The sequence below is a fragment of the Rhodoglobus galactosidasius genome, assembly GCF_054957775.1.
In genome coordinates this window covers 1-22737 of the sequence record NZ_JBQIAV010000002.1, presented here as the reverse complement: position 1 = coordinate 22737, position 22737 = coordinate 1, and the positions used below count along the sequence as shown (strand labels likewise).

The window sequence follows — 22737 nt, the reverse complement described above, 5'->3', positions numbered from 1 at the left end:
AGTTCAGGATCCTAGCGTCGGTTCGACAAGCTCTCCGGGCGGTTGCGCCGCTGAGCGCTCGAAGTCGAGGGCGTGTTGCAAAATTATAACGGCGGCAACCTGATCGACGACCGATCGAGAATTCTTGGCCGTTCGACCGGATGCCCGCAGCGCAGAGTTCGCGCTCATCGTCGTCATCCGCTCGTCTACGAGGCGCACGGGCAACGCCGAGCGGTCCGCAAGTTGCTGTGCGAACTCACGAGCGTCGCCCGTAGACGCAGTGTCCCGGCCAGAGAGAGCGATCGGGAGGCCGATGACAAACTCCACAGCATCGTGTTCAGCCGCGAGGGCAAGAACTCGCTGCACGCTGCGGTCGGCGCGCTGAACAGTCTCTACTGGAGTCGCTAGCATCCCGTGCGGATCGCTGCGCGCAACTCCGACGCGCACTTTGCCGACGTCAACGCCGAGTCGAGTACCCGAGCGCATTGGCTATGCCGAGAGGGTCGACGTAATCAGCGCGAGCGCGTCAGGGATCGCTGCGGGGTTCGCGCCACCGCCCTGAGCGATATCCGGCTTACCGCCACCGCCGCCGCCGAGCACGCCTGCAGCAGCCTTGGCGAGTGCACCGGCAGCAAAGCCCTGAGCACGAGATGCGTCGTTCGTTGCCACAATCACCGCTGGCTTATCGCCGACCGTCGCAGCGAGTGCTACGACTGCTGCTTCAGAGCCCAGTCGTTCACGAACGGACTGCACAAGTCCGCGCAGGTCATCGGTCGACGGAAGTTCACCGACATTCTCGACGACTGCCTTTACCGAACCCAGCACCTGGGCTGTCTCGACCAGGGCTGGTACGCGCTGCGACAACTGACCAGCCTCGAGCTGGGAAATCTTGCGTTCGGCCGTCTTCAGGTTCGCCATGAGTTCGGCGATCCGGTCAGGAAGCTGCTCCCGCGGGGTCTTCAAATTGGTGGTGAGTTCGGACACGATTGCGCGCTCTGCCGCAAAGTTGCGGAACGCATTCAAGCCGACGAGCGATTCAACCCGTCGATTTGAGGAACCAACTGACGACTCACCGACCAGCGAAATCAATCCGATTTCGGCCGAGCGGCCGACATGAGTTCCTGCACAGAGTTCGAGCGACCACGGCCCACCGATTTCGACGACACGAACAGTGTCGCCATACTTTTCGCCGAAGAGTGCCATGGCACCCAAGTCTTTGGCGTCATCGAGCGCCATGATCCGGGTCGTGACTTCGAGGTTGTCACGCACCGCAGTGTTAGCGACCTCTTCAATCTCTGATTTGGTCTCTGCCGATAGCGCTTGCGACCACGAGAAGTCCAAACGCATGTAGCCGGCCTTGTTGTACGAACCCGACTGGTGAGCATCCTTGCCCAGGATCTGACGCAACGCAGCGTGGATGACGTGGGTCGCCGAGTGCGCCTGGGTCGCCCCCCGGCGCCATTCAGCATCAACAAGCGCGGTAGCCGGATCTCCGACTCCCACCTCGCCGGAGGTCACTTGGACCTTGTGGCTGATGAGTCCCTTTACGGGGCGCTGAACATCGAGTACTTCGAGATGGTAGCTGGCACCGACGATTGCTCCGGCATCCGCTTCTTGACCACCGGATTCGGCGTAGAGCGAGGTCTCAGCAAGAATCACTTCAGCAATTTGGCCGGCAGCCGCACGCGACACTGACACGCCATCGACGATGATTCCGATCACGCTTGAGTCGGTGTGGAGGTTCTCGTAGCCCGTGAAGGTGGTTTCGCCCAGTGCGCGGAATGCGCCGTAAACCGAAAGGTCGGCGAGGAACTGCTTCTTGGAGCCGGCGTCTGCCTTCGCACGGTCGCGCTGCTGCTTCATGAGTGTGTCGAAAGCGTCACGGTCTATGGACAGCCCAGCCTCGTCAGCCATCTCAAGGGTGAGGTCGATCGGGAATCCAAAAGTATCGTGCAGCAGGAACGCGGTGTCGCTCGGCAGCTCTGAAGCGCCAGACTTCTTGATGTTCTCGACTGCTGTATCGAGGATCGTTGTTCCACTCGCGAGGGTGCGCATGAAGACGTCTTCTTCAGCGAGAACGATGCGAGAAATGCGATCGTAGTCTTTTTCGACCTCGGGGTAGGCAGCCTTCATGGCATCCCGTGACTCAGGGAACAGTTCAGCGAAGGTGGTGCCTTCCACACCGAGCAGACGCATGGCGCGCACCGTGCGGCGCAAGAGACGGCGCAGAACGTAGCCGCGACCCTCGTTGCTCGGCGTAACCCCATCCGAGATCAGCATGAGGCTTGATCGCACGTGATCGGCGACTACTCGCAGCCGAACGTCGGCTTCGTGATCAGCACCGTAGGTGCGACCGGAAAGTTCTGCAGCTTTGTCGAGCACCGGGCGAACCTGGTCAATCTCGTACATGTTCTCGACACCCTGCTTGAGGAACGCGACGCGCTCCAAACCCATGCCGGTGTCGATGTTCTGCTTAGGAAGCTCCCCGAGAATCGAGAACTCTTTACCCTTGCCCTCGCCGCGGAGGTACTGCATGAAGACGAGGTTCCAGATTTCAACGTAACGGTCGTCGTCGGTAGCTGGGCCACCGTCGGCGCCGTACTCCGGGCCACGGTCGAAGAAGATCTCTGAACAGGGTCCAGCGGGCCCAGGTTGTCCTGTGGACCAGTAGTTGGTGTCCATGCCCAGTCGCTGAATGCGCTCATCCGGCAGACCCGCAGTGTCTTTCCAGTACGCGACCGCGTCGTCATCGTCTTCATAGACGGTGACCCACAGGTCTTCTGGCTGGAATCCGAGCCCACCATCAGCTTCGGGTAGAGTCAGAAACTCCCACGCGAACTGAATAGCTTCCTTTTTGAAGTAGTCGCCGAAGGAAAAGTTTCCGTTCATCTGGAAGAACGTTCCGTGGCGGGGGGTTTTGCCGACTTCTTCGATATCGAGCGTACGGATGCACTTCTGCACGCTCGTTGCGCGAGCGTACGGAGCCGGTACTAGGCCGGTCAGGTACGGAACAAACGGAACCATGCCCGCGACGGTAAACAACAGCGTCGGGTCATCGCTGACAAGCGAGGCTGAAGGAACGATGGTGTGACCACGGTCACCAAAATAGGTCAACCAACGGTTCTGAATGTCTGCGGTCTGCATGGGATCCCCGGGAACTCAATGATGCGGCCCGAGGGCCCTGAATGTCTTACTTAGAACGCTGCGAGAAGTCCGAAAGCGCCTCTTCGGCCTCGCCAACCGCTGCGCGAAGCTCTGCTTCACGTTCGCGATAGCCGTCAACAACGGCACTCGTAAATTCACGAGTCTTGCTGTCTACATCCGAGAAGAACTGCTTACCTTCAGGAGTCTTGGCGACCTGGTGTGCTGCGAGAAAACCGACAGCAATACCAACAACGAAAAGAACTGCGCCTTTCATAATTTCTCCTTCAGATTGGGGTGCAATAGCGGTACAGGAACCGTACTAGCTTAGGCGGTTTGGGTGGCTCAGCGGCGGCGCTTCGGGCGGATGCTCAGCACCGCTGCGCGCACGCCGGCGCTGAGTCCGGCGATCTTGATCAGTGGGCCGCCAACGGTGGCGGCTGCTAGAGCAACTAGCGCGGAGACGTTGCCAGTGGTTTCCTCGACGTTGCGCGTGATCGCGTCTACCCGAGCCAACTGACGATTCGTCTCAGAGATCGTAGCTGTCGCCTCGGTCAGCATGGGGTCAAGATTGTCGCTCACTCCACGGATGGCTGAACTAGTTTCATCGAACACGCGCCCAAGCTTGAGCAATGGAATTGCAAGCAACCCCACGAGAATTGCGAACACTCCTGCCGCAATGAGCCCTGCGATATCTCCGCCAGTCATGGCTACTCCGATCAGTCTCAAAAATAGTGGTGGTTACACGCTATTCGACAAACACACCAACATGCCGCCGAACGCGAAAAAGGGCCGAGGCGTAAGCCCCGGCCCTTTCCACGTTAGTTAGCGTGCTGCGTAGTACTCAACAACGAGCTGAACTTCACAGGTCACGGGAACTTCGGCGCGCTTCGGGCGGCGCACGAGGCGTGCCTGCAGCTTGTCGATTTCTACCTCAAGGTAGCCAGGAGTCTTCGGAAGAACATCCACGTGTCCACCAGCTGCGGCGACCTGGAAGATTTCCATGCCTTCGCTGCGAGCCTTGACGTGCATGAGCTGCCCCGGCTTGACGCGGAACGACGGACGGTCAACAAGCTGGCCGTCAACCAAGATGTGGCGGTGAACGATCATCTGACGAGCCTGAGCGGTCGTGCGGGCAATTGCCGAACGAACGAGCAGAGCGTCGAGACGCATTTCGAGCTGCTCAACCAAGTTCTCACCGGTCAGGCCGGCGGTCTTCTGAGCCTCTTCGAACTGAATCTTCAGCTGAGCTTCACGGATTCCGTACTGGGCCCGTAGACGCTGCTTCTCGCGAAGACGAACAGCATAGTCGCTGTCCTGCTTGCGCTTGGTGCGGCCGTGCTCACCCGGAGCATAGGGACGCTTTTCGAGGTACTTTGCCGCCTTCGGCGTGAGGGCAATGCCCAGTGCGCGCGACAGGCGAGTCTTGCTGCGGGTACGTGACTTAGTAGACACAAGATCCTTTTCGATTGATTCAAGTAAGAACACTCTGGTGATTACTCGCACGCGAACGCGCGTACACAACACACCAAAAGAAAGTAGAGGGATGGCCCAATGGAGACTGGTCGGCTACAGACCTTTGCTCCGCGATATCCGGTTTCATTGCAGCCGCGCGCCGAAACCGTATCGATGGGACGCATAACTCTAACACGCTGAGCCAGCCGACGCCGCGAAACGCCGCGCCCTTCGTCACCCCGTGGTGGGGAGCGCTAATCGCCGTGAATAATTTCTCGCAACTTGGCTAAACGCGCCGACACTTCTCGCTCATTTCCGTTGTTGGTCGGCGTGTAGTACTCGGTGCCCTTCAGCACGTCGGGCAAATATTGCTGATTCACGACGCCAAACTCCGAATCGTGAGAGTACCGATACCCCTTACCGTGGCCCAGCCGCTTCGCGCCCGGATAGTGCGCATCGCGAAGGGGCTTAGGCACGCGACCGATCTTGCCAGCACGAACATCGGCAATTGCTGCATCCAAGGCCACATAGGCCGCGTTCGACTTGGGCGCTGTTGCAAGATAGACGACGGCCTCAGCCAGCGGAATGCGACCTTCTGGCATGCCGATCAGTTGCACAGCGTCGGCAGCTGCCACAGCAATCACCAAAGCTTGCGGATCAGCGACCCCGACATCCTCGGCAGCACTGATGATTACGCGTCGAGCGATGAACCTCGGATCTTCGCCTGCCTCGATCATCCGTGCCAGGTAGTGCAACGCCGCGTCAACGTCAGATCCGCGCACCGACTTGATGAACGCACTAGTGACGTCGTAATGCTCATCACCCTGACGGTCATAGCGCAGCAGGGCACGATCAACCGCGTTGGCTACGTGCTCGGCGGTTACCACTACGGGTGTCGCGGCGTCGTCATCGTTGGCCGCTGACACCGCTGACGCCTCAAGAGCCGTCAGTGCCCGTCGAGCGTCACCCGAGGACAGCCGAACGAGTAGCGCTCGCGCTTCTGGCTCGAGAGACACCGCACCTTTGAGCCCGCGTTGGTCGCTCACGGCACGGTCGACCAACTCCCCCAGGTCGTCATCGTCGAGCTGATTGAGCGTCAATAGAAGCGACCGCGAGAGCAATGGTGAGATCACCGAGAAAGACGGGTTCTCGGTGGTGGCGGCAATCAAGATCACCCACCCGTTCTCGACACCGGGAAGTAAGGCATCCTGCTGCGCCTTGCTGAACCGGTGAATCTCGTCGAGAAAGAGGACCGTCGAGACCCCATAGAGATCGCGGGCGCTGAGGGCTTCATCCATTGTCTTGCGAACGTCTCGCACACCGGCCGTCACCGCAGAGAGCTCTACGAACTTGCGCTGCGAATCTCGCGCAATCGCCTTGGCGATAGTGGTCTTGCCCGTGCCAGGAGGCCCCCACAAAATAATGGATGCTGAACCGTGACTACCCTCGGCATCTGACGCGAGACTCATGAGCGGAGAGCCGCGCTGCAGCAAATGCTTCTGGCCGACAATTTCGTCAAGCGCCAACGGACGCATACGCACAGCAAGCGGCGTGGCCCCGCTGTGAAGACTCGCGGAAGCATCCATAACTCAATCGTAATCGTCTGTACTGACGGAAAGAGCAGCGCTCACGCTCAGCACCAGAACGCTGTGGCGTTTGGTCGAGATTCGCACGAGACCGTAAGGTTCAGTGTGGCGTTCCTACAACCGCGGCGACATCCGCAATTCTTCAAGGAGTAATGGTGGCATCCAGCAAGAAGCATTCACGCGAGCAACGAGACGCTCGGGAACGCCTGCGCCACTATTCTGCTCGCAACGCCGTGCATGAGGGCACTCTCGCGCGACGCAAGCGCGACAACGTTCTCTCTGTTGGCATCGGGCTCATCGTGATCGCTCTTGTGGCAACCGCTCAAGTGTTCTACTTCAGCGGCGGACCCGGAACACCAGAGCCAGCGCCGTCGTTTACTCCAGAACCGACCGCGACCGCCCAAGAAAATGTTGGCGACGTACCGGATGCGTCCGCATCCGAGGACCGCATCTGGACCGGCGAACTCACTCTCAACGACGTCGCTCTCGGAATCGAACTCGACGGAGCAGCGGCACCCCAGGCCGTCGCCTCAATTGTTGACTCCATTGCCTCTGACTACTACGTAGGGACGACCTGTCACCGTGTCGTGCGAACGGAGAACGCTGGTCTCATTCAGTGCGGCTCACTCGACGGCACCGGCGCTAGCGATCCCGACTACGCCTACGGCCCCATCGAAAACGCGGGAGTCGGCGGATTCTACCCCGCGGGCACCATCGCAATGGCGCGCACGGGCGACAACGCGTTCTCCAATGGGCGACAGTTCTTCATCGTTTTTGACGATGCAATAATCCCTGACGACACCGCCGGCGGCTACAGCATCGTCGGTACGGTCGTTTCTGGTCTCGATTCTTTGCAATCAGAGATCATCGCTGGTGGCATTGTCGACGATGCCGAAGATGGGGCCCCGGTTATTGCCACAAGCATCACGGGCTTCACGATCCAGTAACAGCGTCAGCGACCGTGAGCGTGGTTGTCCTAAGCTTGGGTTCACCCGGGCAGCGGCTTCCGGCATAACCAGCAAGGTGAAGTAATTGGCTACACAGGAGCAGAACCAGTGGGGACGCGTCGATGAGACGGGTACGGTCTTTGTACGCGAAGCAGAAGGCGAACGCGCTGTCGGTCAATATCCCGATGGAACGCCCGAAGAAGCTTTGGCTTACTTCACCCGCAAGTACCACGAACTTGCCGGCCAGGTAACGCTGCTCGAGCAGCGCGTGAAGAATGGTGCGCCCGCCGCAGACGTCTCTAAGGCAATCAGCACCCTCAACGAGTCCATTGCGACAGCCAATGCTGTCGGCGACCTGGCTGCGCTTGGCACGCGCGTGGAAGCCCTCGGCGGCTCAGTAACTAAGCTCACCGAGAAGCAGGGCGAGGAAGCCAAACTTGCACTCGGCGAAGCGATCGCCACCCGCACGGCACTCGTGGTTGAAGCCGAGACTCTCGCTGCAGCCGACCCTGCAAAGGCCCAGTGGAAACAGGTCACTGCCCAGATCGATGACATCTTCGGGCGTTGGAAAGCACATCAAGCAGATGGCCCTCGCCTGCCGAAGGCAGAAGCCAACGAGCTGTGGAAACGGTTCCGCGCCGCCCGCAGCACGATCGACACCCACCGCCGTGCGTTCTTCGCTGAACTCGATACTGCCCACAAGCAAGCTCGCGCAGACAAGCAAGTACTTGTCGACGAGGCCGAAGCCCTCGTGTCACAGGGGGCTGATGCGATCCCGAGCTATCGACGCCTCCTCGATCGCTGGAAGGCTGCTGGCCGCGCTGGCAAGAAGTTTGACGACGCGCTGTGGGCGAAATTCAAGCAAGCTGGCGACGTGCTCTACGCTGCGAAGTCTGAAGTGGACGCGCAAGACAACGTTGAGTTCACAGCGAACTGGGATCTCAAGAAGGCGTTGCTCGACGAAGCCGAGCCGCTCTTGACCGCTACCGACCGCGCTCAGGCAAAAAAGACACTGCTGTCGATCCAGAAGCGCTGGGACGAAATTGGCAAGGTCCCCCGCGACAAGATCAAAGTCACAGAGGAACGCCTGCGCAAGATCGAAACTGCCGTGCGCAAGCTTGACGAGGACCACTGGAACAAGAGCAACCCGGAACGCCAAGAGCGTTCCGATGGATTCTTGGGCCAGCTCAACGAGGCAATCGCCAAGCTCGAAGCCGAACTTGCTGAAGCACAGTCCAGCGGCGACGCTAAGAAGATTGCGGCTGCTCAGGATGCGCTCGATGCACGCAAGGCATGGCTCGGCGCGCTGAAGTAACAGACTTTCCACAGGCCAACGGTTTGTCCACTGAACAGGCGTGCGCAAACTATCGGCCTGAGTACGGCTGCACGATTGAGGAATGACCCCGCGACTTCCTTCCGTGCTCAGTGCGCTCGATCTCCCGCTAGCCGAGCTCCAATGTGCCGCCCTCGATGGAGAGCTCTATGCCCTCGATCAGTGCTTTTGCCCCATCGATGAGTTCGAAACTATCCACCTGCGTGCGCGAGCGCTCGGACTCGTGCTCGATCCACGAATCATTGCTGAGCGGTTAAGCGCAGCCTGGGTGTGGGGCGCACTGATCACTCCCCCACGTCGGCATCAGCTGTGCGTTGCAATCGGGGCACGCACCCGACCGCATCCGAGCCTCAGTGCGACTCTGCGCGAAGTAGTGATCTCCCCCGAAGAAATCGACACTGTAGCTGGAGTGAGCGTGACCTCGAGGCTCCGCACCGTCATCGACCTACTGAGATTCAGTGACATCTTCGGTGACCGCGAGATCTCAGCCATCGCCACTCTGATGGCAGACGGAAAATTGGACCATTCAACGTGTTCACACTCGCTGTCGGCACGGCGCAACCTGCCGCAGAAACGAATCGCCCTTGAGCGGCTCGCACGCGTCTGCGCGAGCCGTCCGCACGCTACGGCGGGCTAACCGCTGTTGACGCGGTAGACGTCGTAGACCGCGTCAACTCGACGTACAGCGTTGAGTACACGGTCAAGGTGAGTTGTGTCGCCCATTTCAAAGACAAATTTACTAATCGCGAGACGGTCAGTCGAGGTGTTGACAGTCGCGGAAAGAATATTGACGTGGGTCTCACTCAGCACCTTCGTGATGTCTGACAGCAGCCCCGATCGATCGAGCGCTTCGACCTGAATTTGTACAAGGAAGAGACTCTTGGAGGTGGGAGCCCATTCAACTTCGATCATGCGCTCGGGCTCATCGAGCAGTGACTGCACGTTCTTACAATCCGCACGGTGAACCGAGACACCTGCACCGCGGGTGACGAATCCAACGACGTCGTCCCCTGGCACCGGAGTACAGCAGCGTGCCAACTTCACCAAAATATCTGGCGCACCGCGAACAAGAATTCCCGAGTCCGAGTGCTTGTACGGGCGTAGCTTTCCCTGCGCCGGGAAGGTGAGCTCGCCCTCATCCTCTTCCGTGCCTGAACTCAACGACGCGACGAGTTTCTCGATCACAGATTGCGTTGAGACGTGCCCCTCGCCGACCGCCGCGTACAAAGCCGACACGTCTTCGTAGCGCATTGTCGATGCAAGATCCGCAAACGACTCGTGATTCATGAGCTTCTGCAACGGCATGTTCTGCTTGCGCATAGCGCGAGCGATCGCATCTTTGCCCTGCTCAATGGCTTCGTCACGACGTTCCTTCGTGAACCAAGCACGAATCTTATTGCGAGCCCGCGTGCTCTTGACGAATCCGAGCCAGTCTTGGCTCGGAGCGGCATCCGGGCTCTTAGACGTGAATACTTCGACGGAATCGCCACTCGTCAGCTCTGACTCTAATGGGACAAGACGACCATTAACCTTGGCGCCCATCGTTCGATGCCCGATCTCGGTGTGCACGGCATAAGCAAAATCGACCGGTGTCGCGCCAGCGGCAAGTCCTACGACTTTTCCTTGCGGCGTGAAAACGTAGACCTCTTTCGCGCCAATCTCGAATCTCAGAGATTCAAGGAACTCGCTGGGGTCTGAGGTCTCGGCTTGCCAATCGGTGATGTGAGCGAGCCATGCCATATCGCTGTCTACCGGACCAGACGCGACGATCCTGCCCGCACTGCGATCTTTGTACTTCCAGTGTGCTGCTACGCCGAACTCGGCACGGTGATGCATCTCGCTGGTTCGAATTTGGATCTCAACAGCACGCCCATGTGGGCCAATGACGGTCGTATGAAGTGATTGATAGAGGTTGAACTTGGGGGTCGCGATGTAATCCTTGAAGCGACCAGGAATCGGGTTCCACCGTGCGTGAATAGATCCGAGCACTGCGTAACAGTCACGAACAGAGTTGACGAGCACGCGGATGCCCACCAGATCATAGATCTCGTCGAATTCACGGCCACGAACGATCATCTTCTGGTAGATCGAGTAGTACTGCTTGGGCCGACCAGCGACGGTTCCCTTTATCCGAGAAGTCTTGAGGTCGTCATTGACCGAAGCAATGACTTCCTCAACGAATTCGTCGCGCATCGGAGTGCGCTTGGTTACCAGGCTCTCGATCTCGACATAAATCTTGGGATGCAGCACAGCGAACGACAGGTCTTCAAGCTCGATCTTGATCGCTTGGATTCCGAGTCGGTGAGCCAATGGGGCATAGATTTCGAGAGTCTCTTGGGCCTTGCGGGAAGCTGATTCGCGAGGCACAAAGCCCCACGTCCGTGCGTTGTGGAGCCGGTCGGCAAGCTTGATCACGAGAACACGAATGTCTTTCGACATCGCGACGATCATCTTGCGTACCGTCTCAGCCTGCGCGCTGTCGCCGTACTTGACCTTGTCGAGCTTCGTTACTCCATCGACGAGCATGGCGATCTCGTCGCCAAACTCAACCCGCAACTCATCGAGCGAATATGCGGTGTCTTCCACAGTGTCGTGCAAGAGGGCAGCAGCAATGGTTTTCTCACCGATGCCGAGATCTGCCAGAATCTGCGCAACCGCTACAGGATGCGTGATGTAGGGCTCACCGCTCTTGCGCTTCTGCCCATCGTGCGCACGAAATGCGGCGGCATAGGCGCGCTCAATGAGCGCAAGGTTTGCCTTAGGGTGATGGGTCTTTACTGTACGAAGAAGATTCTCGACGGCCCCCGCTGGTTGAGCACGAGAGAAAATCCTCGGCAATAACGCACGGAACGAGGCAGTCGACTGTGGTGATTCACTCATCCCGCTACCTCCTAGAACAATTCTAGAACGTGTACGGGCGTGAGGACGCCGTGAGCGCTACTGAGGCGCACCGTAGCTTGCGAACGTTCTAATGCACGCCCGCACATGCTGACTACTTGCGGTCCTTCGCTTCGGCACGCGACGCAGTCAACCGCTTGGTGCGACTGAGAATGTCCGGCTCATTTTCGCGGAACTGCGCGTAGAGCGGTGCAGCAATGAAGATGGTCGAATACGTACCAACAACGATTCCGATGAAGAGTGCAAGCGCGATATCGCGCAACGTACCAGCACCAAGAACATAGGCACCGATGAACAGAATCGCCGCAACGGGAAGCGCTGCAACAACGCCCGTGTTAATGGAACGCACAAGCGTCTGATTGACCGCGAGATTGACAGACTCGGCGAATGTCCGCCGAGATTCGGAACCGTCTTCGGAGGTGTTTTCGCGAATCTTGTCGAACACAACAACGGTGTCATACAGCGAGAAGCCGAGGATCGTCAAGAAGCCGATTACGGCGGATGGAGTGATCTCAAAACCGAAAATCCCGTAGACGCCGGCAGTGATCACAACGTCGTGAAGCAGGGCAATCATTGCGGCGATCGACATCTTCCAGGTGCGGAAGTAGATCGCCATCATGATCGATGCAAGCGCGATGAAAACCAGCAAAGCGCGTAGTGCGGAGCTCGTGATATCCGCGCCCCACGACGGGCCGACAAAGGACGCAGCTACTTCGTCGTTGTCGACGTTGAACGCACCGGCGAGGGCATCACCTACCGCGTTCGATTCATCGGGTTTGAGTTGTTCTGTCTGGATTCGCAGGGAATCAGTGCCAACGACAGTGATTTTGGGATCAGCATCAGCAACAACGCCAGTAACGGTGTCAGTTGCAAGATTCTGAGCCTCAGCATTCGTATCCGGATCGGCCAGTGCTTCGACAGAGTCAATCTGGAACTGTGAACCGCCGGTGAACTCGATACCGAACACGTACCCGCCGCGGAGGGCGGGACCGACGATCGATACAGCAATCAGTATTGCCGCGAGGATGTACCACACCTTGCGACGCCCGATGAAGTTGACCGATAGTTCACCGGTGTAGAGGTCATTGCCGAACTTCGAGAAGCTAGCCATCAGGATTCCTTTCCATCTGAGCTGGAATCTTTGGCGGTTCCCGCGAACTCAGCAGCTTTTCGTTCAGCAATAGTTTGGCGACGCGCAGCCTCGCGGCTGGCCCCCGCCGTGCCCTTCGTGGCCACCGGAGTGCGGAATTGTGCGCGACCACGGTAGACAGCGCCCAGCGCCTTGGGATCAAGACCACTAATGGGGTGTCCGCTCGCGAAGAACCTCGTGGTTGCGAGCAACTGCAGCATTGGGTGAGTAAAGAGAACGACGACGAGCACGTCGATCACCGTAGTAAGCCCCAGAGTCAGCGCGAAGCCTCGCACGTTGCCGACGGCAAGAACGAACAGCACGACGGCAGAGAGCAGGTTGACGGCCTTCGCTGCGAAGATCGTGCGCAGTGCACGCTTCCAGCCTGCTTCGACAGCCCCGGTCAGCGAACGACCATCACGAAGTTCGTCTCGGATGCGCTCGAAGTAGACGATAAACGAGTCGGCCGTAAAACCGATGGCCACAATCAAACCGGCTACACCCGCCAGCGAAAGACGGTAGCCGTGACGCCACGACAAGTACGCGATCACGAGATAGGTGAGCACTCCAGCGACCACCAGCGACGCGACGGTAACCAAACCGAGCAGGCGGTATTGGAAGAGTGAATAGATAACGACCAGCAGCAGTCCGATCAAACCAGCGACCAAACCAGAGTTGAGCTGCGCTGTTCCTAACGTCGCGGAGATCTTTTGGTCGCTCTGCACTTCGAAGCCGATCGGCAGTGCGCCGAACTTCAGCTGATCAGCAAGAACCGTCGCACTGTCCTGAGTGAAAGATCCCGAAATCTGCGGGTTGCCACCCGTGATAATCCCCTGAGTTGTCGGCGCCGAAATGACTCGACCATCGAGCACGATGCCAAATCGGTTGCGCGGGTCAGTCTGATCGAAACCGAAGAGGCGAGTCGTCATCGCTGCGACGTCTTTGGTGCCTTCGGCGTCGAACGTGGGGAACACGCCCCACTGTCCGGTGCTGACGCCCTGCGAGCTCGAAATCAAGCCGCTGCTCGCGTCGGTAATCGTGCTGCCTTCAACCTCTACCGGGCCAAGAATGTACTTGAACGCGTCATCCGCGTCACACGTGATGAGAGGTTCAGCTGTCGGAGCAACACTGAAAGTGTCTAGTGCTGCGCAGTCGAAGTTGCTGTATTCGTCGAACAGCGCTTCAGTAATCCAGTTGAGATCGCTCGCGTCGGTAGGCGTTGCCGTTGGCGTAGTTGCCAATGTGGGCTCCGGAGTAGCTGTTGCTGCCTCGTCGTCTGGCGTTTCGGCCGCGTCGGTAGGATCAGGAGTTGCTTCGGCGGTAGCAGTCGACGCAACCTCGGTGTACAACACCGGGCGGAACTCAAGCTTCGCTGACGACTTGATGCGATTTAGCGTCTCTTCGTCAGGAATACCGGGGATCGAGACCACAACGTTGCTCGCGCCTTGCGTCGTCACTTCGGCTTCAGAGACGCCGCTGGCGTCAATGCGATCTCGAATAATCGACACCGCCTGAGTCAGCTGCTCACCAGTAACAGTCTGCCCGCTCTCAAGTTGAGGCGCGAGAACAATTTGCGTTCCGCCCTCAAGGTCAAGAGCAAGCTTCGGAGCCCAGGAGGCCGAACCGAAAATGGAGGCAGCACCGATCAATACGGAGAGCCCCACCGTGAGTGCTGTGAGCCAGACGATGGCTCGCCACGCGTTTTTCACAGGGGTAGTTCTTGCCACCTAATTGACTCAGCTTTCTTAACAGAGCAGTGCAGAAGCGCACGCCGTTGGACAATCGCGCTCGGGAGGGACGACTCTCAACACTAGTGGGTTACTCGGACGCCTTTTTTGACTCGGCCGACTTGGGGGCCTCGGTGTCAGAGAGCTCACCGTATTCGGGCTTCGTTGCAGCCTGCGAGGTCTCTTCCCCTGCTTCTCCTACTTCGCGTTCTGTAGCTTCGCGGTTGGCAATCTCCATGGCTTCTTCGACTGAACGAGGTGCACCCTCTTCGGTCACTTCGTCAACGACGACCTTGGCGAGTGTCTGGCTGTGCACCTTGACGATGACGCCGTTGCTGATCTCGATCTCTGCCGAGTTAGCAACGGTGTCGTTGGTGATGAGCGTTCCGAAGAGCCCGAAGTTGGTCATAACCTCGACGCCGGGAACCATCTGGTCGCGCAGCTCTGCCATCTGAGCTTTGCGCTTACGGCTGTTGCGGAACATGAAGAAGATGAGCACGCCAAGAATGGCGAGCATCGCAATAGAAAGAGGATCCATGAGGTACCTTTCGGTGGTCTGTGGGCCTGGCGCTCAAGCTGAGGCGCGTGCTAAGCCACTAAAACTATAGTTCATCACTGAATAGAGTCGAATTCCGGTCGGCTATTCCAAAGTGCTCCCAGGCGGCCCGAGTAGCGACTCTGCCTCGCGGCGTGCGTGATAGCAACCCAATGCGCACGAGGAAAGGTTCAACAACCGACTCGACAGTTTCAGCTTCTTCGCCAACGGAAACTGCGAGGGTGCTAAGCCCCACTGGTCCACCGTCGAAACGGGTCAGTACGGTCTGCATCACCGCGCGGTCAAGGCGGTCGAGGCCGCGTTCATCGACGTCGTAGAGCTCAAGGGCAGCACGAACCGCATCCCGAGATGCAGGGATGTCATTGACGAGTGCGAAGTCACGCACGCGCCGCAGCAATCGGTTTGCGATTCGAGGCGTACCCCGACACCGACCGGCAATCTCGGCGATCGCGTCTCTCTCGATCCCCAAATCGAGCATTACTGCTGCACGAACGAGCACCTGCTCCAGCTCGGGCTCGTCATAGAACTCAAGGTGAGCGGTGAAGCCGAAGCGATCACGAAGTGGATTGGGAAGCAGACCAGACCGCGTAGTCGCGCCGACCAGCGTGAACGGTGCAATATCGAGCGGAATGGATGTCGCCCCAGCACCCTTGCCCACCATGATATCGATACGGAAGTCCTCCATCGCGAGGTAGAGCATCTCCTCGGCGGAGCGGGCCATGCGATGGATCTCGTCGATAAAGAGAACTTCTCCGGGCAGCAGCGACGACAACACCGCTGCGAGGTCGCCGGCATGCTGGATTGCGGGGCCGCTCGACATACGCAGCGGACGATTGCTCTCATGCGCGACAATCATCGCCAAGGTGGTCTTGCCAAGCCCTGGCGGCCCCGCAAGCAGAATGTGATCCGCAGTGCGGTTCTGCATAGCGGCGGCGCGCAAGAGCAGCTGTAGCTGTCCACGCACTTTCTGCTGCCCAACGAACTCGTCGAGAGACTTCGGTCGCAGGGCGCCCTCGAAGGCAAGTTCTGCGTCTGACTCAACTGTGGGGTTGGCCACGACGTCTTCGTCTTCAGGCATCACGAACCACCGTTTATCGCTTGAGAACCAACGAGCAACAGTGCACGTCGCAGGATTGCTTGCGTATTGCCCTTCTCTGCGTCGCTAGCCTCACGGAACGCGGCCTCTGCAGCAGGTCGAGCGAGCTTCTCCGACCAGCCGAGTCCCTGCAACGCCATCGACACGCTTTCGGACACTGGCGTGGAGATAACGGGCTGAGCGCCGCGCTGGGGAGCGGCAACGAATAGCTTTCCCGCCAGATTGAGAACGATGAGTTTTGCCGTTTTGGGACCGATACCCGATACCTTGCGAAAGGCAGAGTCGTTCTCTTCAGTGACGGCGCGCGCGATGTCGTCAGGCGTGAGAGCTGCTAGAACACCCATAGCGCTCTTGGGTCCGACTCCAGTAACTCCGCGCAAGAGGTTGAACGCGCCGAGTTCATCCGAAGTGCGAAAGCCAAAGAGCGCGAGGTCATCTTCGCGCACAATAAGAGCAGTGTTCAATTGCGTCTCATCGCCAACACGAACTGAGAGTGCGTGCTCCGGAGTAACGCTCACGGCGAGGCCCACTCCCCCAACCTCGACAACAATGGAGGTTCCGACCGCGGCGAGAACGGTGCCGCGAAGGGAAGAAATCATGACTTCAGCCTACGAGCACCCGCCGACTTCTCGGCTGACCGCCACGCCTCCTGGGCTGGCGTCAACGAGGATGAGTGTGCAGGCCCGGGTTCTGACGCAGCACGAGAGCGCTTCGCTACGGGAGTTGCACCTTTCCACGCTCCACAAATAGCAAGGGCACAGGCATCCGCAGCATCCGCCGGCTTGGGTGCCTCAGCGAGCCCGAGAACGCGGGCAACCATCGCACCAACCTGCTTCTTGTCTGCACCGCCGTAGCCGGTAATCGCCAATTTGACCTCGGTGGGCGTATGGAGCGTGACCGAAATGCCCCGTTGGGCTGCGACAAACATCGCGACCCCGCTCGCCTGCGCTGTGCCCATAACCGTGCTGACGTTCAGCTGCGCGAATACGCGCTCAAGGGCAAGCTGTTGCGGCGCAAACTCAGCGATGACGGCGTCAATCCCCTCGCCAATCAGAAGTAGCCGCTCTTCGAGCGCCATTTCGGGCAGTGTGCGCACAACACCAACGTGCACCAAGCTCGCGCAGCGGTCTGCCCCAACATCGACGACGCCGATACCGCACCGCGTAAGCCCGGGATCAATCCCGATTACGCGCAACGCCATTGACTAGTCCTCGTCGAGTTCGGCTTGTACCTCAGGCGTGATGTCGAAGTTCGAGTAGATGTTCTGCACATCGTCAGACTCTTCTAGTGCCTCGATGAGGCGAAACACTTTTCGAGCCGTGTCCGCGTCGACTTCAACTGTGAGATGAGGTACGAACTCGGCTTCTGAAGAGTCGTAGTCGATTCCGGCTGCCTGCAGCGCGTCTCGCGACTGAACGAGGTGAGCCGTATCGGTGATTACCTCGAAGCCCTCGCCGTGGTTTTTGACTTCTTCAGCGCCTGCGTCGAGCACGGCCAAGAGGATGTCGTCTTCAGCGACGCCCTCGGTCTTGGTGATCGAAATGACGCCCTTGCGCTCGAAGTTGTAGGCGACGCTGCCCGGATCAGCAAGTGAGCCACCGTTGCGGCTCATGATCGTGCGAACATCCGCTGCAGCACGGTTCTTGTTGTCGGTAAGGCACTCGACCATGAGAGCAACACCATTAGGGCCGTAGCCTTCGTACATGATGTTGAGATACTCGATAGCATCACCGAGCTGACCAGAACCACGCTTGACTGCGCGGTCGATGTTGTCGTTGGGAACCGAGGTCTTCTTAGCCTTCTGAATGGCGTCGACGAGAGTCGGGTTGCCCGAGAGGTCTGCTCCACCGATCTTGGCGGCGACCTCAATATTCTTGATCAGTTTCGCGAATGACTTCGCGCGGCGAGAATCAGTTATCGCCTTCTTGTGCTTGGTAGTTGCCCATTTAGAATGCCCTGACATGCACACCATTCTACCGGGCGAGACCGATGTCCGCCTGCGCGAATCCCCGTGCTATTGCTCTACAAGCGCGGTGCGCACGCCGAGTGAGCGCAATTGGAGTTGAGCAAGCCGCGCAACCGTCGCTGGATCGCCTGCTCGCCACAGCGAGGCCGCGTCTGGCGCGATCTCGGCGAGTTCCGCCAGTTTGCGGGTCGACAGTGCACGCAAAGCGAGCAAGTCTGCGCCGCCAGGCGAGCTCAGGAGGTTCTTCGCTTCGGTTGCCCGACGCGCAAACCGTACGCGAGGCAGCAGCCACAACAGAAGGATCAATATGATGGGCACTACTGCGATGACCACGCCAACGGAGGTTGCAGTGGCGAGCACGGTGTCTTGCTGACTTTGCCCCGCAGTCTCCAGCGCGGCACCAGCATCACTCGCGCCATCAAAGGGAACTCGGATGCCTGAGCCAATAAGCGGAACTGACCCGAGGGTGTCCCCCAGTTCAACCATCGTCGACTTGAATCCGGCTCCTGCCTCTTGCATCTGAATGCCGAGCTGCTGGAATGCGGCTATCAACTGATAGACCCACACACCAAGCGCGATCCAGACAACGATGAATACTAGGGCGACGATGTCACCGGTCACTTGGCGGGCCCGTCGAGGAGCGTGGTCTGCGTACAGTTGCATCCACCCATGATGCAGGAACTAGCGGCCGCTGCGCACTCGCGATATGAAGTATTGGTGAAAGCGGGTGTCACCGGTGATCTCGGGGTGAAACGACGTGCCCATGAGTGTGCCCTGCTCAACGGCGACCACGCGGCCGTCGTCGAGAGTTGCAAGAGCGCGAACCTGGGGGCCCATGGACTCCACTACGGGAGCTCGGATGAATACCGCGTTCACGGGCTCAGCTCCCAATTCGGGCACGTTGAGGCTCGTTTCAAAGGACTCAGTTTGTGAGCCAAAAGCATTACGCCGCACAGTGACATCGAGACCGCCAAAGGACTGTTGGCCTTCGATCGCATCGAGCACGGTGTCGGCAAGCATGATCAGCCCCGCACACGTGCCGTACACGGGCAGTCCAGCGGCGATAGCGGATCGGATGGGCTCAGCAAGCCCATAGAGGCGAGATAGTTTGTCGATCACACTGGATTCGCCACCGGGAATGATAAGGCCCGCAATGTGCTCCAGCTGCTGAGGCGTCTTAACCGCTACTGCAGTTTCGCCCAGTTGTTGGAGCACATTCAGGTGCTCACGAAAATCGCCCTGGAGAGCGAGAACCCCGATGGGGAGCTGATCGACTGGTGAACTACCAGCCACGCTCGGAGAGACGGTGTGGCGCAGCAAGGTCGGAGACGTTGATGCCGACCATGGCCTCACCAAGTCCACGCGAGGCTGCCGCGATAACGCTCGGGTCATCGAAGAAGGTGGTTGCCTTCACGATTGCCGCTGCGCGCTGAGCCGGGTTGCCCGACTTGAAGATTCCCGAGCCAACGAAGACGCCATCAGCACCGAGCTGCATCATGAGTGCGGCGTCAGCGGGAGTCGCGACTCCACCAGCAGTGAAGAGCACAACCGGAAGCTTCCCCGTCTCAGCGATCTCACGAACGAGTTCGTAGGGAGCCTGAAGCTCTTTTGCCGCAACATAAAGTTCGTCAACGGTCTTCGAACGAAGTTCGTTGATCTGGCCTTTGATGGTGCGGATGTGCTTGGTCGCCTCTGAAACGTCACCGGTGCCGGCTTCGCCCTTCGAACGGATCATCGCGGCACCCTCGCTGATGCGACGAAGCGCCTCACCCAGGTTGGTTGCACCACAAACGAAGGGAACATCGAAGTTCCACTTGTCGATGTGGTTCACGTAGTCAGCCGGGCTCAAAACTTCGGACTCGTCGATGTAGTCGACCTTGAGCGCCTGAAGAACCTGCGCCTCAACAAAGTGACCGATGCGCGCCTTTGCCATGACGGGAATAGAGACAGCTTCGATGATTCCGTCGATCAGGTCGGGGTCACTCATGCGAGCCACTCCACCCTGCGAGCGGATGTCGGCGGGAACGCGCTCAAGAGCCATGACGGCAACTGCGCCAGCGTCTTCCGCGATCTTCGCTTGTTCTGCGTTGACGACGTCCATAATGACGCCACCCTTGAGCATTTCAGCGAGTCCACGCTTAACGCGGCTCGTGCCCGATTGGTTTGATGAAGTGTTCTCGCTCATGTGAACCAATTTTACCGTCGCATCGGCCGCTCAGAGCGTAGCCAATTCAGAATCAGTGGTTCGTCGGCCACGCGTTAGCGAGCTCTTCACGCACTTCGCCTAGCAGGCGCGGAATCGCTTTCGTGCCCGCCACGATAGGGAAGAAGTTTGAGTCGGTAGCCCATCGGGGCACCACATGCTGATGCAAATGATGAGCAATACCGGCGCCAGCCAGCGCACCCTGATTCATGCCGATGTTGAAGCCGTGAGACTTCGAGGTCTCCCGCAGAATGCGCATTGCCGTCTGCGTCAGGGAGGCGATCTCAGCAATCTCGTCATCCGTAGCCTCGTCATAGAGCGCGACATGGCGATACGGGCACACGAGAAGGTGACCGCTGTTATACGGGAAGAGGTTTAGCAGCACGTACGCATGGGTACCACGCGCGACGATGAGGGCCTTTTCGTCATCCAGACTCGGCGCTACGCAGAATGGGCAGTCGTCTTTATCTGGCTGAGTCTGATCTTGGATGTACGCAATGCGGTGTGGCGTCCAGAGCCGCTGAAAAGCATCAGGTACCGCGGCGAAGTCGTTGCTCGACTCCCCCGCTGGCAACTCTGCACCGTCATAGTCGCGCACGAACTAGACCTGCGCTCGAGTTGCGATCGCGTCGGTAATACGTGCGACAGCATCCGCAATCGGAATACCGTTTTCCTGGCTTCCATCGCGGAAGCGGAAGCTCACCGATCCAGCAGCCTGGTCCTGCTCACCCGCAATAAGCTGGAATGGGACTTTCGACTTCGTGTGCGTGCGGATCTTCTTCTGCATACGCTCGCTGGATGCATCAAGCTCGGCACGAACACCAAGAGCCTTCAACTGGTCGATTACGCCACCCAAGTACGCTTCGTACGCTTCAGCAACCGGGATGCCCACGACCTGAACAGGTGACAGCCACACGGGGAACGCGCCTGCGTAGTGCTCGGTGAGCACTCCGAAGAATCGCTCAATTGATCCGAAGAGCGCCCGGTGAATCATCACCGGGCGCTGGCGTGAGCCATCCGCTGCGGTATATTCCAGATCGAAGCGCTCAGGAAGGTTGAAGTCGAGCTGCACAGTAGACATCTGCCACGTACGGCCGATGGCATCGCGCGCCTGAACCGAGATCTTGGGGCCGTAAAACGCGGCTCCACCCGGGTCAGGAACAAGCTCAAGGCCCGACTCCGCCGCAACCTCGGCGAGAGTCTGTGTTGCTTCGTCCCAGGTGTCGTCGTCGCCGACGTACTTCGCGGGATCCTTGGTCGATAGCTCAAGGTAGAAGTCGGTGAGGCCATAGTCCCGCAGCAGCGAGAGCACGAAGTTGAGAGTGTTGGTGAGCTCCTGCTTCATCCCCTCCTTCGTGGTGAAAATGTGGGCGTCATCCATAGTTAGTCCACGAACACGAGTAAGGCCGTGAATCACGCCAGACTTCTCGTTGCGGTAGACGGTGCCAAATTCGAAGAGACGCATTGGCAGGTCACGGTACGAGCGACCGCTCGACTTGTAAATCAAGATGTGCATCGGGCAGTTCATGGGCTTGAGGTAGTAGTTAGCACCCTGGCGAGTGATCTCGCCTTCCTCGTTGCGAGCCTCATCGAGGTGCATCGGCGGGAACATTCCGTCCTTGTACCAACCCAGGTGACCGGATGTCTCGAACAGCGCCTCTTTAGTGATGTGAGGCGTATTGACGAAGGAGTAGCCCTCTTGCGCGTGACGCTTGCGCGAGTAGTCCTCCATCTCGTGACGGATGATGCCACCCTTGGGGTGGAATACCGCTAGTCCCGAACCGATCTCGTCGGGGAAGGAGAAGAGGTCAAGCTCAGCACCGAGCTTGCGGTGGTCGCGCTTGAGCGCTTCTTCTTGACGGGCTTGGTACTCACGCAGTTCGTCTTTGGTAGGCCATGCCGTGCCATAGACCCGTTGAAGCTGCTTGTTCTTCTCCGAGCCACGCCAGTAGGCGGCTGCGGTGCGAGTCAGCGACCAACCATTGCCGATCATGCGGGTGTTGGGCAGGTGCGGCCCGCGGCACAGATCTTTCCAGTAGACCTCGCCGGTTTTGCCGTCGACGTTGTCGTAAATGGTGAGCTCTGCGCCGCCGACCTCAACAGACTCATTGTCGCTATCTGCTTCGCGCTCGCCCACCGAGCCTTTGATACCGATCAATTCGAGCTTGTACGGCTCGTTGGCGAGCTCTTCGCGAGCTTCAGTCTCAGTGACGACACGGCGCTGAAAACGCTGCCCCTGCCGGATGATGCGATCCATCGCCTTAGTGATGGCCTTGAGGTCCTCAGGAGTGAACGGCTCCTCGACATCGAAGTCGTAGTAGAAGCCGTCAGTGACGGGAGGGCCAATGCCGAGCTTCGCCTCAGGGTTGATGGTTTGGATCGCCTGCGCAGCGACGTGCGCTGCCGAATGGCGAAGGATGTTGAGCCCATCAGGCGAGTCGATGGTGACTGCCTCGACCTCATCCGTTTCTGTGACTGTCGTGGCGAGGTCTTTCAACTCACCGTTGACGCGCATGGCGACGACGTTGCGGTCGGTGTACAGGTCAAATCCAGTCTTACTCACACAACAACTTTAGCGGCGTTCGCCCAACCGCGGGTTATAGGCCAAAACGTGTGGATGGGATCTTGATCTGACCATATGAATACTGGGCAAGAGCGAGGTTGTCATACTCGGTGACCCTTAGGTGTGCCGAACTCTCTCAACTCGACCCGTTGTCTGGT

The 22737-nt window shown here is 58.8% G+C and carries 22 protein-coding genes; 3 read left to right on the top strand and 19 right to left on the bottom strand.

Features of this window, described 5'->3' with window-relative positions:
* Nucleotides 1–3 precede the first annotated feature (3 nt).
* The 6 genes from ruvX to ACTJJW_RS02640 form a co-directional block, all read right to left on the bottom strand.
* On the bottom strand, nucleotides 4–465 hold the full coding sequence (gene ruvX, locus ACTJJW_RS02665; protein WP_462642516.1) for a Holliday junction resolvase RuvX: 462 nt from the start codon (nucleotides 463–465) through the stop codon (nucleotides 4–6).
* 3 nt (nucleotides 466–468) lie between these two features.
* Nucleotides 469–3123: an alanine--tRNA ligase gene (gene alaS, locus ACTJJW_RS02660; RefSeq protein WP_462642514.1), complete on the bottom strand. Its 2655-nt coding sequence runs from the start codon at nucleotides 3121–3123 to the stop codon at nucleotides 469–471.
* A 46-nt stretch (nucleotides 3124–3169) separates the two neighbouring features.
* Nucleotides 3170–3397, bottom strand: coding sequence for a hypothetical protein (locus ACTJJW_RS02655; RefSeq protein WP_462642513.1), 228 nt, complete (start codon nucleotides 3395–3397; stop codon nucleotides 3170–3172).
* A 68-nt stretch (nucleotides 3398–3465) separates the two neighbouring features.
* Nucleotides 3466–3828: a DUF948 domain-containing protein gene (locus tag ACTJJW_RS02650; RefSeq protein ID WP_462642512.1), complete on the bottom strand. Its 363-nt coding sequence runs from the start codon at nucleotides 3826–3828 to the stop codon at nucleotides 3466–3468.
* 117 nt (nucleotides 3829–3945) lie between these two features.
* Nucleotides 3946–4575, bottom strand: a complete 630-nt coding sequence (rpsD, locus tag ACTJJW_RS02645) for a 30S ribosomal protein S4 (RefSeq protein WP_343924933.1) — start codon at nucleotides 4573–4575, stop codon at nucleotides 3946–3948.
* 254 nt (nucleotides 4576–4829) lie between these two features.
* Nucleotides 4830–6161 carry a replication-associated recombination protein A gene (locus tag ACTJJW_RS02640; protein WP_462642510.1) on the bottom strand — a complete coding sequence of 444 codons (1332 nt, stop codon included), beginning with the start codon at nucleotides 6159–6161 and terminating at the stop codon, nucleotides 4830–4832.
* A 152-nt stretch (nucleotides 6162–6313) separates the two neighbouring features.
* Between ACTJJW_RS02640 and ACTJJW_RS02635 the strand changes: the two genes are divergently transcribed.
* The 3 genes from ACTJJW_RS02635 to ACTJJW_RS02625 all read left to right on the top strand — a co-directional run bounded on the left by ACTJJW_RS02635 (nucleotide 6314) and on the right by ACTJJW_RS02625 (nucleotide 9078).
* Nucleotides 6314–7108, top strand: a complete 795-nt coding sequence (locus ACTJJW_RS02635) for a peptidylprolyl isomerase (RefSeq protein ID WP_462642509.1) — start codon at nucleotides 6314–6316, stop codon at nucleotides 7106–7108.
* Between the two features lie 85 nt (nucleotides 7109–7193).
* Nucleotides 7194–8423, top strand: coding sequence for a DUF349 domain-containing protein (locus ACTJJW_RS02630; protein ID WP_462642507.1), 1230 nt, complete (start codon nucleotides 7194–7196; stop codon nucleotides 8421–8423).
* A gap of 82 nt (nucleotides 8424–8505) precedes the next feature.
* Complete coding sequence (locus ACTJJW_RS02625) at nucleotides 8506–9078, top strand: hypothetical protein (RefSeq protein ID WP_462642506.1); 573 nt, start codon at nucleotides 8506–8508, stop codon at nucleotides 9076–9078.
* On the opposite strand, the gene ACTJJW_RS02620 is transcribed toward ACTJJW_RS02625, so the two are convergent.
* From ACTJJW_RS02620 to thrS, 13 genes are all read right to left on the bottom strand, one after another.
* The gene (locus tag ACTJJW_RS02620) at nucleotides 9075–11321 is read right to left on the bottom strand and encodes a RelA/SpoT family protein (RefSeq protein ID WP_462642505.1); all 2247 of its coding nucleotides are present in this window, start codon (nucleotides 11319–11321) and stop codon (nucleotides 9075–9077) included. The two genes, ACTJJW_RS02625 and ACTJJW_RS02620, sit on opposite strands and share 4 nt — an antisense overlap.
* A gap of 112 nt (nucleotides 11322–11433) precedes the next feature.
* Entirely contained in the window at nucleotides 11434–12450 is a 1017-nt protein-coding gene (gene secF / locus ACTJJW_RS02615) for a protein translocase subunit SecF (protein WP_462642504.1), read from the bottom strand.
* Nucleotides 12450–14195, bottom strand: a complete 1746-nt coding sequence (gene secD, locus ACTJJW_RS02610) for a protein translocase subunit SecD (protein ID WP_462642502.1) — start codon at nucleotides 14193–14195, stop codon at nucleotides 12450–12452. Before secD ends, secF begins: the two co-directional genes overlap by 1 nt.
* A gap of 91 nt (nucleotides 14196–14286) precedes the next feature.
* A complete protein-coding gene (locus ACTJJW_RS02605; RefSeq protein ID WP_462642500.1) occupies nucleotides 14287–14733 on the bottom strand; it encodes a preprotein translocase subunit YajC in 447 nt (148 codons plus the stop codon).
* A gap of 64 nt (nucleotides 14734–14797) precedes the next feature.
* Nucleotides 14798–15829, bottom strand: coding sequence for a Holliday junction branch migration DNA helicase RuvB (gene ruvB / locus ACTJJW_RS02600; RefSeq protein ID WP_462642498.1), 1032 nt, complete (start codon nucleotides 15827–15829; stop codon nucleotides 14798–14800).
* Nucleotides 15829–16446: a Holliday junction branch migration protein RuvA gene (gene ruvA / locus ACTJJW_RS02595; RefSeq protein WP_462642497.1), complete on the bottom strand. Its 618-nt coding sequence runs from the start codon at nucleotides 16444–16446 to the stop codon at nucleotides 15829–15831. The genes ruvB and ruvA overlap by 1 nt, the downstream gene beginning before the upstream one ends.
* A complete protein-coding gene (gene ruvC / locus ACTJJW_RS02590; protein WP_462642495.1) occupies nucleotides 16443–17048 on the bottom strand; it encodes a crossover junction endodeoxyribonuclease RuvC in 606 nt (201 codons plus the stop codon). Before ruvC ends, ruvA begins: the two co-directional genes overlap by 4 nt.
* 3 nt (nucleotides 17049–17051) lie before the next feature.
* Entirely contained in the window at nucleotides 17052–17810 is a 759-nt protein-coding gene (locus ACTJJW_RS02585; protein WP_462642494.1) for a YebC/PmpR family DNA-binding transcriptional regulator, read from the bottom strand.
* Nucleotides 17811–17861: 51 nt separating this feature from the next.
* Nucleotides 17862–18476, bottom strand: coding sequence for a hypothetical protein (locus tag ACTJJW_RS02580; RefSeq protein ID WP_462642493.1), 615 nt, complete (start codon nucleotides 18474–18476; stop codon nucleotides 17862–17864).
* 18 nt (nucleotides 18477–18494) lie between these two features.
* Complete coding sequence (gene pdxT / locus ACTJJW_RS02575) at nucleotides 18495–19106, bottom strand: pyridoxal 5'-phosphate synthase glutaminase subunit PdxT (protein ID WP_462642491.1); 612 nt, start codon at nucleotides 19104–19106, stop codon at nucleotides 18495–18497.
* Nucleotides 19096–19998 (bottom strand): pyridoxal 5'-phosphate synthase lyase subunit PdxS, encoded by a 903-nt coding sequence (gene pdxS / locus ACTJJW_RS02570; RefSeq protein ID WP_462642490.1) that lies wholly within the window; start codon nucleotides 19996–19998, stop codon nucleotides 19096–19098. Before pdxS ends, pdxT begins: the two co-directional genes overlap by 11 nt.
* Before the next feature lie 52 nt (nucleotides 19999–20050).
* Nucleotides 20051–20614, bottom strand: coding sequence for an HIT family protein (locus ACTJJW_RS02565; protein WP_462642488.1), 564 nt, complete (start codon nucleotides 20612–20614; stop codon nucleotides 20051–20053).
* Nucleotides 20615–20617: 3 nt separating this feature from the next.
* A complete protein-coding gene (thrS, locus tag ACTJJW_RS02560) occupies nucleotides 20618–22531 on the bottom strand; it encodes a threonine--tRNA ligase (protein ID WP_462642883.1) in 1914 nt (637 codons plus the stop codon).
* Nucleotides 22532–22737 lie beyond the last annotated feature (206 nt).